Annotated in this window: 14 protein-coding genes; 12 read left to right on the top strand and 2 right to left on the bottom strand. The window is 58.4% G+C overall.

Features of this window, described 5'->3' with window-relative positions; translation table 11 throughout:
- Positions 1-4: 4 nt before the first annotated feature.
- From Pan97_RS07815 to Pan97_RS07795, 5 genes are all read left to right on the top strand, one after another.
- Positions 5-2071 (top strand): glycogen debranching protein, encoded by a 2067-nt coding sequence (locus Pan97_RS07815; protein ID WP_144971549.1) that lies wholly within the window; start codon positions 5-7, stop codon positions 2069-2071.
- A gap of 17 nt (positions 2072-2088) precedes the next feature.
- The gene (locus Pan97_RS07810) at positions 2089-3108 is read left to right on the top strand and encodes an efflux RND transporter periplasmic adaptor subunit (RefSeq protein ID WP_144971548.1); all 1020 of its coding nucleotides are present in this window, start codon (positions 2089-2091) and stop codon (positions 3106-3108) included.
- Between the two features lie 95 nt (positions 3109-3203).
- Complete coding sequence (locus Pan97_RS07805) at positions 3204-4982, top strand: ATP-binding cassette domain-containing protein (RefSeq protein ID WP_144971547.1); 1779 nt, start codon at positions 3204-3206, stop codon at positions 4980-4982.
- Positions 4979-6112, top strand: a complete 1134-nt coding sequence (locus tag Pan97_RS07800; protein WP_144971546.1) for an ABC transporter permease — start codon at positions 4979-4981, stop codon at positions 6110-6112. Before Pan97_RS07805 ends, Pan97_RS07800 begins: the two co-directional genes overlap by 4 nt.
- A 10-nt stretch (positions 6113-6122) precedes the next feature.
- Positions 6123-7229 carry an ABC transporter permease gene (locus Pan97_RS07795; RefSeq protein ID WP_144971545.1) on the top strand — a complete coding sequence of 369 codons (1107 nt, stop codon included), beginning with the start codon at positions 6123-6125 and terminating at the stop codon, positions 7227-7229.
- A gap of 3 nt (positions 7230-7232) precedes the next feature.
- Here the strand turns inward: Pan97_RS07795 and Pan97_RS07790 are convergent, their stop codons facing one another.
- Together Pan97_RS07790 and groEL are read right to left on the bottom strand one after the other, a co-directional pair.
- A complete protein-coding gene (locus Pan97_RS07790; RefSeq protein ID WP_144971544.1) occupies positions 7233-7775 on the bottom strand; it encodes a response regulator in 543 nt (180 codons plus the stop codon).
- Positions 7772-9871, bottom strand: a complete 2100-nt coding sequence (groEL, locus tag Pan97_RS07785; protein ID WP_144971543.1) for a chaperonin GroEL — start codon at positions 9869-9871, stop codon at positions 7772-7774. Before groEL ends, Pan97_RS07790 begins: the two co-directional genes overlap by 4 nt.
- A gap of 473 nt (positions 9872-10344) precedes the next feature.
- On the opposite strand from groEL, the gene Pan97_RS07780 reads away from it, so the two are divergent.
- The 7 genes from Pan97_RS07780 to Pan97_RS07750 all read left to right on the top strand — a co-directional run bounded on the left by Pan97_RS07780 (position 10345) and on the right by Pan97_RS07750 (position 15531).
- Positions 10345-10719 (top strand): hypothetical protein, encoded by a 375-nt coding sequence (locus tag Pan97_RS07780; protein WP_144971542.1) that lies wholly within the window; start codon positions 10345-10347, stop codon positions 10717-10719.
- Positions 10720-10746: 27 nt separating this feature from the next.
- On the top strand, positions 10747-10986 hold the full coding sequence (csrA, locus tag Pan97_RS07775; protein WP_174819542.1) for a carbon storage regulator CsrA: 240 nt from the start codon (positions 10747-10749) through the stop codon (positions 10984-10986).
- A 310-nt stretch (positions 10987-11296) separates the two neighbouring features.
- On the top strand, positions 11297-11791 hold the full coding sequence (locus tag Pan97_RS07770) for a hypothetical protein (RefSeq protein ID WP_144971541.1): 495 nt from the start codon (positions 11297-11299) through the stop codon (positions 11789-11791).
- Positions 11792-11929: 138 nt separating this feature from the next.
- Complete coding sequence (locus Pan97_RS07765) at positions 11930-12271, top strand: carboxymuconolactone decarboxylase family protein (protein WP_196782314.1); 342 nt, start codon at positions 11930-11932, stop codon at positions 12269-12271.
- Between the two features lies 1 nt (position 12272).
- Positions 12273-13325, top strand: coding sequence for a thiamine pyrophosphate-dependent enzyme (locus Pan97_RS07760; protein WP_144971539.1), 1053 nt, complete (start codon positions 12273-12275; stop codon positions 13323-13325).
- Positions 13326-13339: 14 nt separating this feature from the next.
- Positions 13340-14344: an alpha-ketoacid dehydrogenase subunit beta gene (locus Pan97_RS07755; protein WP_144971538.1), complete on the top strand. Its 1005-nt coding sequence runs from the start codon at positions 13340-13342 to the stop codon at positions 14342-14344.
- Complete coding sequence (locus Pan97_RS07750) at positions 14341-15531, top strand: dihydrolipoamide acetyltransferase family protein (RefSeq protein ID WP_144971537.1); 1191 nt, start codon at positions 14341-14343, stop codon at positions 15529-15531. Before Pan97_RS07755 ends, Pan97_RS07750 begins: the two co-directional genes overlap by 4 nt.
- Positions 15532-15581: the final 50 nt, after the last annotated feature.

Here is a 15581-nt window from a genome sequence, read left to right as displayed (position 1 = left end):
TACAATGAACTGGGAAAGCAGCGAAGGCTGCCCTTATCCGCTGGGCGTGTCGTGGGTCGAATGCGAACAGGCCTATAACTTTGCGATCTACTCGAAGCACGCCGAGCGAGTGAGTTTGCTGCTCTACAAACAGGACGACTGCGTTCAACCCATCTATCGCCAAGCACTTGATTATTTGAAAAACAAGTCCGGGTCGATCTGGCATTGCCGCGTCCGGGCAGATGACGCCGGAGATGCCAGGTTTTATGCCTACCAAATTGACGGTCCACCACCTGCGTCCGGATTCAATTGGCATTCGTTTGACGCGGAAAAGATTCTGCTCGATCCGTACGCGCGAGCCGTTTTCTTTCCTCCGCACTTCGACCGTCAAGCCGCGATCGAGCCTGGCTCGAACGCCGGTCGAGCGCCTCTGGGCCTTCTACCCCAGTCCACGCCAACTATCGCCGAGGCAAGGTCATCTGAGCAACCGCATCATCAGTCGGACCTGGTGATTTATGAGATGCATGTCGGTGGCTTCACGCGGCATGCGAGTTCGAGCGTCGCCGAAGCAGAACGCGGCACATTCCGCGGTGTGATCGAAAAAATACCCTACTTGCGCGAACTGGGGGTCACGGCGGTCGAACTCATGCCGGTCCAGCAGTTCGATCCCCAAGACGGCAATTACTGGGGCTACATGCCGCTGAATCTGTTCTCGCCCCAAGACGGCTACTCAAGTCGATCCGCACCCTGCTGCCAACTCGATGAATTTCGCGAAATGGTCGAGGCGCTGCATGCTGCCGGCATCGAAGTCATCCTCGACGTCGTCTACAACCACACCTGTGAAGGAGATGAACGTGGCCCGACCTACAGCTTCAAAGGCATCGACAACACGACGTACTATATGGTCTCGGGCGACCCGAACAAGCCTTATTGCAACTTTAGTGGGACCGGCAACTCGATGCACACGGCCAATCGCGCCGTTCGACGCATGGTGCTGGAAAGCTTGCGTTACTGGGCTCACGAATTGCAAGTCGACGGCTTTCGCTTTGATTTGGCGTCGGCGTTCGCGCGCAACTCGGATGGTTCGATCAACACAACGGATCCGCCAATCTTCGGGCAAATTGCGGCCGATGACGACTTAGCTCACGTTCGATTGATTGCCGAACCGTGGGATGCCGGTGGAGCGTATCAACTTGGCCGCAATTTTCCGGGAACAAAATGGATGCAATGGAATGGTGCGTACCGGGATGCCCTGCAGCAAGTTGTCCGCGGCGACAGCTCAATGGTCCCCGAACTCATGACGCGGATCTATGGCAGTTCTGACTTGTTTCCGGATGACCTTTCGCACGCCTACCATCCGTATCAGAGCGTCAACTACGTATCGTCGCATGATGGTTTCACTCTCTACGATCTCGTCTCGTTTAACTACAAAAACAACTGGGCAAACGGCCACGAGAACGCAGATGGGTACAATGACTTCAGTTGGAATTGTGGTTGGGAAGGCGATGACCAGGTCCCTGCTGATGTGATGCGACTTCGAAAGCAGCAGGTGAAGAACTTTTTCTGTCTGCTGATGCTGTCCGCCGGCACCCCGATGTTTCGCATGGGGGACGAGTTCCTGCAGACGCAGCGTGGCAACAACAACCCATACAACCAAGATAACGAAACGACATGGCTCAACTGGCGGCGGCTGGACCTTCATCAAGACATCTTTCGCTTCTTCAAGCGAATGATTCGATTTCGGCGGAGCCATCCGTCGATCGCCCGCTCGCGTTTTTGGCGCGATGACATCCATTGGTTTGGCCCGAGTCGTCACGTCGATATGACGGCGGAGTCACGAACACTGGCGTACTGTCTACATGGGAGCTCGCAGCGGGACGATGACTTATATGTTATGGTCAACGCGAGTTCGGAGGTGGTACGATTCGGTTTGCATGAAGGCCGACCGGACCAGTGGCAATGTGTTATCGACACCTCGCACGAGTCACCGGACGATATTCGCGAGACACCCGGTGGAGCATTGGAAGATCACTTTTACGACGTTGCCGCTCGAACGGTCGCCGTCCTGGTGAGAGACCACAATAACTCTTGAACAATTAGGTGGACGAAATGAAAAAAGTTATCCGCGTCCTTCTTGTGGTCTGTCTCCTTGGCGGCGCGGGTTTCGGAATTTGGTATTGGCAAAATCAGCAGAACGGCGGCGACGCCGATGAGCTTGTGATCTACGGCAACGTTGATGTGCGACAAGTCGAATTGGCGATCAATGGCAACGAACGTATCGGCGAACTGCTCGTTGAAGAAGGAGATCGCATCACCAAAGGCAACTTGCTTGGAAAGTTGAACACCGAGCGGTTGGAGTATGCGGTTGAGCGGGCGAAGGCGATCGTGGAATCGCAGCGTCAGGTCGTCGCACGACTCGAAGCGGGGTCCCGCCCTGAGGAGATCGCCATAGCCAGAGCAGATGTAACCGCGGCGAAGGCCACGGCCCTCGACAAGAAACGCAATTTGGAACGAATCCGGTCTCTCGTCGGCACGGGAGCAGTAACACAAGAGGAGTTCGATGACAACTTGGCCGCCTATGAATCGGCTGAGGCACAGGTGAACGCTCGCCAGGCGGAACTGGACTTGGCCGTGGCCGGGCCGAGAAAAGAGGACAAGGAAGAGGCGAAGGCCTTGCTCAAACGATACGAAGCCGAACTGGCTCAAGCGGAGCACGACCTGAAGGATTCCTTTCTCTACGCACCGTCGGATGGCATCATCCAAGATCGCATTCTGGAAGTCGGCGACATGGCTTCACCACAGAAAACGGTGTTTACCGTGGCGCTTACCGATCCGGTGTGGGTGCGGGCTTACGTCTCCGAGCCGGACTTGGGAAAAATCCACGAAGGCATGAAAGCGAGGGTCATCACCGACAGCTTTCCGGACAAAGAGTACGAAGGCTGGATCGGATTCATCTCGCCGACCGCCGAGTTCACGCCCAAGCCGGTCGAAACGCGCGAGCTGCGCACCAAGTTGGTGTACCAGATTCGCGTGTTCGTCAAGAATCCGAACAACGAACTGCGGCTGGGGATGCCAGCGACCGTGAAGATTCCCCTCGATCAATCCCGACCGTCTTCGGAGAAAAAATAGAACGCGGAGAAACACGGATTTGGCCGATCAGCGCTGATCGGATCCGTGGCCATGCACCTAATCCATCTCCCGATCCTCAACAGATGACAGCCCGCATGACCGCCGACGATCAGACCGCGTTGAACTGCCAAAACGTCACGAAGTCGTTTCGTGCTGGCAGTCGGATTGTGACGGCCGTCAAGGATCTGGATGTCGAGGTCCATGTCGGCAAGATTACCGGTTTGATCGGTCCCGACGGCGCGGGCAAGACGACATTGATGCGACTGGCGGCCGGGCTCTTGCGAGCAGACAGGGGAACGGTCAACGTGCTGGGCCTTGACGCGGCTCGCGAAGCGCTGAAGGTGCAAGCCAGCGTCGGTTACATGCCGCAGCGGTTCGGACTCTATGAAGACCTGAGCGTGCAGGAGAACCTTGATTTGTATGCTGATTTGCAAGGCGTCCCAGTCAGTGCGAGGAAAACGCGGTACGACGAATTGATGCACATGACCGGGCTGGCTCCTTTCACGAAGCGTTTGGCCGGCAAGTTGTCGGGCGGGATGAAACAAAAGCTCGGCCTGGCTTGCACGCTGGTCCATCCGCCGCGGCTGCTGCTGTTGGATGAACCGACCGTGGGCGTCGATCCGGTCTCGCGCCGCGAGTTGTGGGCGATCGTCGCGCGCTTTGTCAAAGAGGAAGGAACGACGGTGCTGCTGAGCACGGCGTATCTGGACGAAGCTGAACGGTGTGACGAAGTCATCATGCTGGACGAAGGCCAGTTGATCGGCCAGGGCCCGCCCAGCCAGTTCAGCGATCCGCTGGCCGGCCACACGTTCAAAGTCCGCATTCCCGACCGCAAGAACCGCGATGTGCAGGAGTTGTTGGCCGGTCGGCCGGGCGTGGTGGATGCGGTGATTCAGGGCGACGCGGTCCGTTTAGTGTTGGCCCGCGATGCCGAACCGTCCGTCGAGACACTGCTGCCCGACGAGAAGTCCGCCACGGTTGATGCTGTGCCGCCCCGTTTTGAAGACGGCTTTATCACCACGCTCCGCGAGCGCCGCGGCGACGGCATGAAGCCGCCGGAACGGACGGCGGCGGATTCAAACGGCAAGACGAGCGATACCGACGGCACCGTCATCATCGTGCGCGACGTCAAGCGGCGGTTCGGCGACTTTTACGCGGTCAAAGGCATCTCGTTCGACGTCACGCACGGCGAAGTGTTTGGGCTGCTGGGAGCCAACGGGGCGGGCAAGACGACCATGTTCCGCATGCTCTGCGGATTGCTGCCGGCCAGCGACGGCAAGCTACAGGTGGCCGGCATCGACGTCCGCAAGACGGCCGCCACAGCGCGGGCTCGCATCGGTTATATGTCGCAGAAGTTCTCGCTGTACGGAACGCTTAGCGTCGCCGATAACTTACAGTTCTTCGGCAGCGCCTATGGACTTTCCGGCCGCCGACGCCGTGACCGCATCGACTGGGCCACGGACGAGTTCGAACTGAAACCGGTGCTGGACGATACCAGCGGTGCCTTGCCGTTGGGTTACAAACAGCGGTTGGCGCTGGCCTGCGCGTTGATGCACAAACCGGAGATCATCTTCCTCGACGAACCCACTTCGGGAGTCGATCCGCTGGCCCGCCGCGAGTTTTGGCACCGCATCAACGCGCTGGCCTCGGCCGGAGTCACGGTGCTAGTCACAACGCACTTCATGGAAGAAGCCGAATACTGCGACCGCATGGCCATCATGATGGCCGGCGAAGTTCTCGCCTTCGGCACACCACAGGAGATCAAACAACGCGCCCGCTCCGAAGACAACCCCGAACCAACCATGGAAGAAGCCTTTATTCACTTGATCGAAACCCAGGAAGAGTCCCCAACACCGCCGAGGCCAAACGAATGAGCAGCCAACGCGGCGGAACATTGATGCGAATGCGCGGGCTCGTCCGCAAAGAGTTCTTGCAGGTGCTGCGCGATCCCAGCGCGCTGGCGATCGCATTTGTGCTGCCGGTCGTGTTGCTGCTGCTGTTTGGGTATGGCGTATCGCTCGATGCCGAGCATGTGCCAATTGCGATCGTGGTCGAGCAGCCGACGCCGGACACAACCAGCTTCTGCAGCGAACTGGAACACTCGCTCTATTTCGAGCCGACGTACCTGCACGGCATGCCGGCCGCTCGCCAGGCACTGATGGAGCGGCGAGTCGACGCAATCCTGCACTTGCGGCATGATTTTTCCGAGAAGCTGCGGCGGCCAGGCGGCGCCTCGGTCCAATTGATCGTTAACGGTGTGGACGCGAACACAGCACGAATCATCAACGGCTATGTCGAGGGAGCATATGCGAAGTGGCTGGAACATCGGGCCATCGAACTCGGCCAGACTCTTGCCGCGCCGGTCAACGTCGAACACCGCATTTGGTTCAACGCCAATGTCCGCAGCCGCAACTATCTGGTGCCCGGTGTCGTGGCTGTCGTCATGACGCTCATCGGATCGCTGCTGACTGCACTGTTGATGGCCCGCGAATGGGAACGCGGGACCATGGAAGCATTGATGGTCACGCCGGTTTCGATGTTGGAAGTGCTACTGGGAAAGATTCTGCCCTATTTCATCCTGGGTATGGGCGGGCTTGCGCTGTCGGTCGTGATGGGCGTGTGGTTGTTCGAAGTGCCTCTGCGCGGCTCGATCTGGGTGTTGCTGCTTGGTTCGTCGCTGTTTCTGTTGACGGCGCTGGGCATGGGTCTGTTTATCTCGACGGTAACACGTGTGCAGTTCGTCGCGGCCCAGGTAGCCATTATCACGACGTTCCTGCCAGCGTTCATCCTGTCCGGTTTCATCTTCGACATTGGCAGCATGCCCCGGCCGATCCAGTGGATCACCCACGTCATCCCGGCCCGATACTACGTCGCAATTCTGAAGACCACATTCCTGGCGGGCGACGTCTGGTCGGTAATCTTGCCCAACTGCGCCGCCTTGGCCGTGATGGCAACGATCTTCCTGGGCCTCACGCGGCGACTTTCACGCAAGCGGCTGGACTAGGAGATCGCCGGTGTCACGACTACTCGCACTGATTCACAAGGAATTTCTGGCCCTGCTGAAGGACCCGAAGAGCCGGTTTGTGATTATTGGCCCGCCGATCATTCAATTGCTGGTGTTCGGTTATGCGGCGACGTTCGACGTGACGGATGTTCCGCTGGCGGTATACAACGAGAGTCCCAGCGAGGCCTCGCGCGACCTGGTAGCACGGTTCGACGGTTCGCGCAACTTCCGCCGCGTCGCCACGATTACTCACGACGGCGAAATTGCGCCGTTGGTTTACAGTCGCAAGGCGCTGGTCGTGCTGCACATAGGCCCCACCTTCACTCGCGATTTGCATCGCGACGGGCGAACTGACGTGCAAGTCATTTTGGACGGCCGCGATTCCAACACGGCACTGATCACGCTCGGCTACGCCCGTCGCATCGTCAATGACTTTAACGCCGAGTGGTCGTCTGATCGCGGGCTCGCTGCGGCACCCGCGCGCTTGGAAGTCCGCTCGTGGTTCAACCCGAACCAACAGAGCCGCTGGTTCATTGTGCCCGGCATCGTCGGCATTTTGACGCTGGTCGTGACGATGCTGGTCACTGCGCTGTCGGTGGCTCGCGAACGGGAACAGGGCACCTTCGATCAGTTGCTGGTGACGCCGTATCGTCCCTGGGAGATCCTGGTTGGTAAGGCAACTCCAGGTTTCATCATCGGCGTTGCCGAAGCGACGGTCATCATTGCAGCCGCCGTCTTCTGGTTCCGCGTCCCGTTTGTCGGGTCCCTGCTCACGCTGTATTTCGGAGTTGTGTTGTTCGTGCTCGCCGCCATTGGCGTGGGACTGATGATCTCGTCGCTAGCCGTGACGCAGCAGCAAGCGTTGCTCGGCGCCTTTCTCTTTCTAGTGCCGGCGATCATTCTCTCCGGATTCTCGACCCCCATCGCCAATATGCCTCCCGCGGTCCAGGCCATTACGTACGGTGATCCGCTGCGATACTTTCTGGTCGTGCTGCGCGGCGTGTTCCTCGAAGGTGCATCATTCAGCTTGCTGCTCGACCAATTCTGGCCGATGGCGGTTATCGCCGCGGTCACGCTCAGCTCGGCCGCATGGCTGTTCCGTCGGCGGATGTACTGAGGGCTAACGCAACATCTCCAAACAGGCTAGGCCGCGTTGCAGCGCATTGCGGCTTTCGTGCGATACCGCGGTCAGCATTTGACCGACCGCCGCCAACCGCTCCGCTTGCCGCGCTCGCTTTTCGGATTCTTGCAATTTCAACTGGGTTTGTTTCAGTTCCGCTGTGCGACGCACCCATGCGCGAAGAGCATCCGGTTCGATCGGTTTAGTCAAATAATCTTCAGCGCCTAACCGTACGCCCACGATCACGCTGTCTATATCGGCATGGCCGGTGATGACGACCAGCGAGGCGTGGGGGGCGAGTTGCTTGAGTTGTGGAAGCAGGTCTTCTTCCGAACCGTCGGGCAAGCGGCGATCGACCAGGATGGCAAAGTAGTCTGACCAGTTATGGCGGTCGAGGGCTTCGGTCGCCGTATTGGCGATGTCGACTCGGTGGCCGTCACGCTTCAGGAATCGGCGCACGCTGGCGCAAAAATCCTCATCGTCGTCCACGATCAGCACGGCGGTCAGTTGTTCGGCTATGATTCGTCCGCCTTCAGTGTTCATTTCTTCGGTTCGCGCATGGCTTGCTGCAACATGGCCAGCATCTGGTCGCCATCGAACGGCTTGGTCAGATAGCCGTAGGCATTCATTTCCAGGCCTTGGCGCATGTCCTCTTCCAGCTCGGAGTAACCGGACATCTGCACGACCACCGCCGCGGCGTTGAGCTGCTTTAGCTCGTGGAGCACTTCCAGGCCGGCAGCCCCGTTCAGCTTCATGTCCAGCAACACCAAAGCCCGCGGCTGCTTCTGAAAGAATCCGATCGCCTGCGCCGGCGTGTTGGCTATCTGCACGTCGTATCCCTTGCCGGCGAGGACTCGCTCCAGTGACGAGCAGAAGTCCGTATCGTCGTCCACGACCAGGATGGGGCGAGTCGCCGCGGTCTCTTCGATCAGTTCGCAGATGCCTTCGACGTCGAGCGGCTTGGGAAGTACGTTAGCTCCTTCATCGCGGGCTTCTTCGGCCGCTTCGGAGTACGCCGTCATAAAGATGACGAACGTGTCGGGCGAGGCTTCGCGAATTTTCCTGAATGCTTCCACGCCGCCGATGCCGGGCATACGGATGTCCATGAGGACACCGTCCGGTTCGTTGTCGCGGACGTAATCCACGGCCTGTTCACCGCTCTCAGCCACGGCCACTTGATGACCCTGCACGCGCAAGATGCGCCACAAGCTCGATCGCATATCTGGCTCGTCATCGACGACCAACAGATTCAAACCACTCGTTTCGACCATCGGTTGTCTCCCTTCACTCGGGCTCCAGCGGAAGGAACAGCCGCACGCCAGTTCGCTTTCGACGTCTAACTGACCTCGGTTCATTTCTGCGTATCGTTTTGAAACCGCGAGTCCCAGGCCGATGCCCTTGGTCTTGCGGGTATAAAGCGGTTCGAAAACTCTCTCCAAATCCGCGGCCGCGATACCCTCACCCGAGTCCGTCACTTCGACGATCGCTTGGCCATCGTCGCTGGTGCAGCGAACAGACAGCGAACCGCCGTCCGGCATCCGCTCCTCGAGTTTCTCGCGGTCATAATCGCTGGTGGACTTTTCAAGCTCATGCTGGATCTGCGCGATCCGGGCCTGAATGTCGGCTTTCTTTCCTCCACCCTGGATGACCTTGGTGTTGTCTTTGTCGACAATCACCTGTTTCGCTTGTCCGAGATCGGTCAGCGGCAGCGATTCAAGCTTGATCCCTAGGCTCTCGAAGATCGCTGTGCCGCCAGTCAGAATCGCAAGGTCTTCCATCATCGCTTTGCGGCGATCTCCGTAGGCGGGAGCCTTGACCGCACAGCACTGGAACGTCCCGCGCAGACGGTTCACCACCAGCGTGGCCAGCGCCTCGCGTTCCACGTCCTCGGCGACGATCAACAGCGACCTGCCGGCCTGAACCACCTTCTCCAACAGCGGCACGATGTCCTTGATGCTGGTGATCTTCTTTTCGTGGACCAGAATGTACGGCTCTTCCAGCACGCACTCCATCTTGGACGCGTCGGTGACGAAGTACGGCGACAGGTAACCTTTGTCGAACTGCATTCCTTCGACAACTTCGATCTCGGTTCGCATCGTCTTTCCTTCGTCCAGTGTTACGACCCCGTCCTTGCCGACTCTGTCGAGCGCGTCGGCCACGTGTTGGCCGATGGTGGGATCGTTGTTGGCGGCGATGGAAGCGACTTTGGTCAGGTCGTCTTTACCCTTGACAGGCACGGAGTTCGCTTTGAGCTTCGCGACGATGTCGTCGACCGCCTGCTCGATGCCCTGTTTCATGTGAACGGGCCGAATCCCACCAATAACGGCCCGCAAGCCTTCGTTGAAGATAGCCTCGGCCAGCACGGTGGCGGTCGTAGTTCCGTCGCCCGCCACATCGTTCGTTTTTGAAGCCACTTCGCGGACTATGCGAGCACCGATGTTCTCGAAGGGATCTTCCAAGTCGATCTCTTTGGCCACGGTGACGCCGTCCTTGGTAACCACCGGAGGACCGAAGCTCTTTTGCAGCAGAACATTTCGACCGCGCGGACCGAGGGTTTTGGTGACCGCGCGCGACAGCGTGCCCACACCGCGTTTGATGGCCTCCAGGGCGTCTTGGTCATAAGCAATCATTTTCGACATCGCTGTTCTCCTGCGCGCAGGTTCAATTGCCAAGCGTCATTCGTTCAACAGCACGATGGCGTGGTCGTTATTGGATGAATTCAGCACAGCCAGGCACTTGTCCTGATCGACGTTTACACTGGTTTCCAAGACAGGCATTACAAACGTCGATCACGGACGCACCGCAATTGTCGCCGGTGGCGTAGAAGCACGAAATCGGCAAATCCAGGAATCTTCAATGGCGGAAATCACCAGTGGCAGCGAGGCCCCACAGCGGTGCGAAATGCCAGTTTTGGCCGAGACGACAGCGCGGTCTCAGGCATAGTGGATTCCGCCATTCGAGATTACGTTTCCACGCGATTTAAGACCCATCCCACTGGCCGTCATAATAACGGCCCTTTGCCTTTGCGAGTGCCTGCTCCTCGTAGCAAGGATGCTGGACACAGCGAATCCGTTGAAGTTGAAACCAACGACCTGCGTCGGACGGAAACACGATGATCGAAATCCTCGTCGAGCGACCTGCGGATACCAATGGCTCTGCCAAAATCCAACGCCGGGCGGGAACGTCGCGCCGGAAACAAACGAAATCGATTGAACGGAACGGCACGCCGCAAACAACGGCTTCCGTGGCCGCGGTTCAGCGGGAACATGAGCAAGTTATTGAAGCCCAGGCGAGTGCTGAGCTGCGCACGTCGTCGTATCACGCCGTCCGTAACGTTTCCTGTGAAGTGTGCGAATGCGTGCTTATCCTGCGGGGCCGCGTACCAAGCTTCTACATGAAACAAATCGCCCAAACCGTCGTGCGGCACCTGCTGGACGGCAACTTGGTCATCGATAACCAATTGGAAATGGAAGTTGACCGGGCGTAATCGCCCATCTCATGGAAGGAGAAAACCATGCTCGTTCTCAGTCGCAAAGCCAAACAACGAATCGTGATTGGCGAGAACATTGAACTGGTCGTGATTGCCGTAAACGGCGACCGCGTAAGACTCGGCTTCAACGCGCCCAGCGATGTGCCGATCTACCGCGAAGAAGTCCATCGACGCATCCAGACTGAACAAGGTGGTCTCTTTGTTGCCGATCGGTGCAACCGCCAAACGATGGTACTGCAATCCCAAACAACCGAACCCGTGTAGCCTGTTTCACAAACCTAAGATCAATTTTTCAAGGAGTCGCAATGTCGCCAGCTTTTCCCTTACCGGCGGATGCCCAAGCACGAAGGGTCATGCTTTCTAAACTTTCTGCCGGCCGATCGAGGTCGCCACGGCATGGGATCAACGATAACCGACGGCAACTGCCACTGACGGAGGCAAACGGGATCGCTGGGGGCGACGATTGTGGAACGGCCAGCGATGATTATCAGCGGGATGCTTTGCCCACAGCCGCAGCGCTCGCCGAAGCTGAATTGCTGCTGGCAGAAATCAGACAAACGAAGGAGGATGTCGCATGAGCGCAACGACACAAGAAGCTGCGCCAGCCGCCCGTGTACGTAGAACGAGACTCGCCGACGACCGACGTACATTGGATGACGCCATCGCAGACGCGGTTCGGCAAAAGCTTTCATTCTTGCTCTTTTTCATCTTCGAACAGCTCGGACTGCCCAGGCCACTGATTCAATCTCTCATTTTCTTGAAGCTGGATGTGGCAGGCCATTCGACTCTGTACGTGGCGAGGACCGGCGAAAGACATTTCTGGCAACAACCCTGGCCATCGGCGGCGCTGATGTGGGCCACGATCGCGACCATGATTGTTGGAACCTTGGTCGCGGTCTACGGCGTCTTCATGGAACCCATTGGTTGGAAGTACGCGGGCATCATTTGGGCTTACGCACTGGCCTGGTTCGTTTTCAATGATTTTCTCAAGGTCGCCGTCTATCGGATTATGAATCGATCGCATTGGTTGTTGGGAGGCGCTCAATCGCATGAGCAAACAACCACGTAAAGGTCTACGCGGGTTCGCCGTGGGAGTGATCGAAGAAACTCTATTGCGAGCCATTGGTTTCGCGCTGCGGAACGACGTGCTGCGAACAGGATTAACAAACCAGGATAGGCTTGGTAGGAGAAAGACAGAATGGGTGAAATGAGAGACAAGCTGAAGGAAGTTGCCGAACTTACACATCGGCTCAAGGAGAAGTACCCGACCGAAATCAATGCCTTTATGTCTTTTGTGAGTAAGGCAGAGGCCGGCCCGGCGCTCAGTAGTCGGGAGAAGGAGTTGATCAACATCGGGATATCGGTGGCCGGACAGTGTGAATGGTGTATTGCCGTGCACGTGAAGCATGCGATCAAGGCCGGGGCAAGTCGCGATGAAATTGTCGAAGCCGGCTTCATGGCCGTGGTGATGCACGGCGGGCCCGCGTTGATGTATCTCGTTCCGTTGATGAAAGCTTTAGACGAGTTCCTGCCGGAAGAGGACGCCTGACATGGATCGCGACACCCTGCGAGCATTTCTGCGCGATATGCTGCTGGCCCGTGCCTTCGAGGAGGCAGCCGCGGAACAGTACACGAAGGGCAACATCGCGGGCTTTCTGCATTTGTACCCCGGCGAGGAAGCGGTGGCCGTGGGAGTGATCCATGCGACGGAACCAGCTGACTATGTCGTTAGCACTTATCGCGAACACGTTCATGCCCTCGTTCGCGGCACGCCGCCCCGACAAGTGATGGCCGAATTGTTTGGCCGTCGTGACGGGATTAGTCGGGGAATGGGCGGATCGATGCATTTGTTCGATCGCGAGCGTCGGTTCATGGGCGGCTATGCGATTGTGGGTGAAACCTACCCTGTGGCCATCGGCGTCGGCTACGCGATCGCGATGCGCGACCTGCCCGAGGTGGCGATCTGCTTCTTCGGCGATGGCGCGGTGAATCAAGGTACCTTCCACGAGTCGCTGAACATGGCCGCACTGTGGCGATTGCCTGTGCTATTTGTCTGTGAGAATAATCATTACCAGATCGGTACGGAAATACATCGTCATTCGGCAGTGACTGAAGTCTTTAGGCGCGCCGCGGCGTATAACATCCCCGCTGAGCGCGTAGACGGCATGGATGTGTTTAAGGTGCACGAAGTAACGAGCAGGATGCTGCGAGAGATTCGTAGTGGTGGTGGGCCGCGCTTCGTTGAATGCGAAACTTACCGTTTGCGCGGCCACTCGATGGCCGACCCCGGAAGCTATCGTCCCCAAATCGAGGTGAGGGCCTACGCCTCGACTGATCCCGTCTCAGCGGCGATCAGCGAAGCCGTGCCAGCGTATCCCAGTCGCGAGCAGCTGGCAGGTGTTGGACGAGACGCGATTGACCACGTTACCGAACACGGATTGGGTGCCGGACACCTAGATCCCGCGGAGGTGGACGGCATCAAGAGCGAGGTCCAGCAGTTGGTACAGGAGGCGGTCGAATTCGCAAAGCAGAGTCCAGATCCGGAAATGGCTGAGGCTTGGCGATGTTTGCACGTTAATCGACGAAATGAGTCTCTGATATAGAGCGAGGGGAGCGCATGGCGACGGAAGACATCACCTACTGGCAGGCCCTCAATCGGGCTTTGGACGCCGAGTTGGCGGAGGATGACTCCGTGTTCATATTGGGAGAAGACGTCGGTCTCTACGGCGGATCTTACCGGGTGACCGAAGGGTTATACGCCAAGTATGGATCGTGGAGAGTGCGCGATACGCCAATCTCCGAAGCCAGCTTTACAGGACTGGGCGTTGGCGCCGCGATGACGGGCATGCGGCCTGTTGTGGAGATCATGACCATCAACTTCGCTTTGCTCGCGCTGGATCCGTTGGTCAACATGGCCGCCAAGATCCCTTTCATGTCGGGCGGCCAATTCCCCATGCCGCTAGTGGTCCGGATGCCTGGTGGCGTTGCCAAACAACTTGGCGCCCAGCATTCGCAGCGATTGGAGCATACGTTGATGAACGTACCGGGCCTGCGCATCGCAGTTCCCGCAACTCCGCAGGACGCCTACTGGCAACTCCGGCAGGCGATTGCCAGTGACGATCCGATCATCTTACTTGAACACGATCTGTTGTACTTCAGCAAGGGACTACTGGACGTTGAAGCCGTTCCTCTGCCAATGCATCGCGCCGCGGTTCGCCGAGCCGGCCGAGACGTCACGCTGGTCGGTTACTCGCGCAGCGTCGAACTATGCTTGCGCGCCGCGCGGCAATTGGCGGATGTGGGAATTGAGGCGGAAGTCATCGATCTGCGTAGCCTGAGCCCCATCGACTGGGAGACCTGCATAACGTCGGTCGAAAAGACGCACCGGTTCATCGTGGTTGAAGAGGACTGCCGATTCGCTGGAGCCGGCGCCGAAGTCGCGGCGACGTTAAGCGAACGCTGTTTCTTCAGTCTCGACGCTCCCGCAAAGCGAGTGGCCGCGCTCGATATCCCGACGCCGTTCAACGGTTCGCTTGAGTCGGCCAGCATACCTACAGTGGAAGACGTCATCAGCCAGGCACAACAGTTATGTTCAGTGGCGGATCCAGGAGTCAAGCCATGAAGCAAACCGTCCCCATGCCGGCATTGTCGGACACAATGGCCACCGGCCGTCTGGTTCGGTGGCTCAAGCAACCAGGCGACCCCGTCAAGCGTGGTGACGTGCTGGCCGAAGTCGAAACGGACAAAGCCGTGCTTGAAGTCGAGTCATTTGCCGACGGGTTCCTTGCCGGTCCGCTGGCGCCCATCGATACGGACATCCCGGTGCGACAAACGATTGCCTACCTGGTCGATTCAGCCGAGGAGGTGGTTGCGCCATCCGCTTCCGAAGAGGAAACCGAGCCAAAGGCACCAGCGGTTGAGCCTGCTGTCGAAAGGGCGCGGCCTGCGAAGCATCCGGCAACCCCTTCAACAACTGCTCCCCGTGCAGCCACTTCCCCGAGCAACACGCCAAGAACACTTACCGATCCGAACCGCCGGCCCGCATCTCCATATGCCCGCACGCTCGCCGCTGATCTTGGCATCGATCTGGCGGATGTGGTCCCGGGTGCTGGTGGAATGATCCATGCAGCTGAGGTGTTAGCGACTGCACTCCAACCTCGGTCACCGGATCTGCATTTTGGCCCGCCCTATCAGATCGAGCCGCTTTCCCCGATGCACCGCGCCGTTGCGGACAACATGACCGCGACACAGGGCACACCGACTTTCAGGGTAACCGCCCGCATTCCGCTGGACGCGCTACAGGCCACTTCCAAAGAAACGAACACCTCACTCACGCTTCTATTGGCACGGGCCTGTGCCCTGACCGTGAAGCAATTTCCGCGGTTTAATGCCTGCCATACTCCCAGTGGTTTGGCGATTCGCGACAGGGTCGACGTGGGTATCGCAGTTGACTTCGAAGCTGGACTGCTCACCCCGGTGTTGCGAGACGCGGCCGACCGGCCGTTGGAGGAACTCGCCGAAGATTGGAGAATTCTGCGTGGCAAAGTGAGAAGCCGCCGCGTCGTGCCAGAGGACTACCAGGGTGCAACCTTTTACGTCTCCAATCTGGGCACCTTTTCTATCGTCCACAGTTTCGAGGCAATTGTACCTTTGGGCGCCGCGGCGATCCTCGCCATCGGCGCGGACGATCGAACAGCAACCACATTCACTTTGAGTTGTGATCACCGTGTCGTTTTCGGAGCCGATGCCGCGCGTTTTCTTGAGGCATTAGCTGGGCGACTGAGAAATCCAGGTAGTTGGTTGGGTTGAAATCGAGACGCAATGCCGGCGCAACCCACCGGCTAGAATACAAATGACCT

The organism is Bremerella volcania, from assembly GCF_007748115.1.
Lineage (GTDB): Bacteria > Planctomycetota > Planctomycetia > Pirellulales > Pirellulaceae > Bremerella > Bremerella volcania.
Note: the sequence above shows the minus strand (reverse complement) of the source record. Positions and strands in the feature narration are given on the sequence as shown.

Excerpts from the sequence above, each read along its gene's own strand:
- Pan97_RS07810 (WP_144971548.1), top strand. The coding sequence starts at position 2,089 with ATGAAAAAAGTTATCCGCGTCCTTCTTGTGGTCTGTCTCCTTGGCGGC.
- Pan97_RS07750 (WP_144971537.1), top strand. The coding sequence starts at position 14,341 with ATGAAGCAAACCGTCCCCATGCCGGCATTGTCGGACACAATGGCCACC.
- Pan97_RS07815 (WP_144971549.1), top strand. The coding sequence starts at position 5 with ATGAACTGGGAAAGCAGCGAAGGCTGCCCTTATCCGCTGGGCGTGTCG.
- Pan97_RS07765 (WP_196782314.1), top strand. The coding sequence starts at position 11,930 with ATGAGAGACAAGCTGAAGGAAGTTGCCGAACTTACACATCGGCTCAAG.
- Pan97_RS07755 (WP_144971538.1), top strand. The coding sequence starts at position 13,340 with ATGGCGACGGAAGACATCACCTACTGGCAGGCCCTCAATCGGGCTTTG.
- groEL (WP_144971543.1), bottom strand. The coding sequence starts at position 9,871 with ATGTCGAAAATGATTGCTTATGACCAAGACGCCCTGGAGGCCATCAAA.
- Pan97_RS07780 (WP_144971542.1), top strand. The coding sequence starts at position 10,345 with ATGATCGAAATCCTCGTCGAGCGACCTGCGGATACCAATGGCTCTGCC.
- Pan97_RS07760 (WP_144971539.1), top strand. The coding sequence starts at position 12,273 with ATGGATCGCGACACCCTGCGAGCATTTCTGCGCGATATGCTGCTGGCC.
- Pan97_RS07770 (WP_144971541.1), top strand. The coding sequence starts at position 11,297 with ATGAGCGCAACGACACAAGAAGCTGCGCCAGCCGCCCGTGTACGTAGA.
- Pan97_RS07790 (WP_144971544.1), bottom strand. The coding sequence starts at position 7,775 with ATGAACACTGAAGGCGGACGAATCATAGCCGAACAACTGACCGCCGTG.
- Pan97_RS07805 (WP_144971547.1), top strand. The coding sequence starts at position 3,204 with ATGACCGCCGACGATCAGACCGCGTTGAACTGCCAAAACGTCACGAAG.
- Pan97_RS07800 (WP_144971546.1), top strand. The coding sequence starts at position 4,979 with ATGAGCAGCCAACGCGGCGGAACATTGATGCGAATGCGCGGGCTCGTC.
- csrA (WP_174819542.1), top strand. The coding sequence starts at position 10,747 with ATGCTCGTTCTCAGTCGCAAAGCCAAACAACGAATCGTGATTGGCGAG.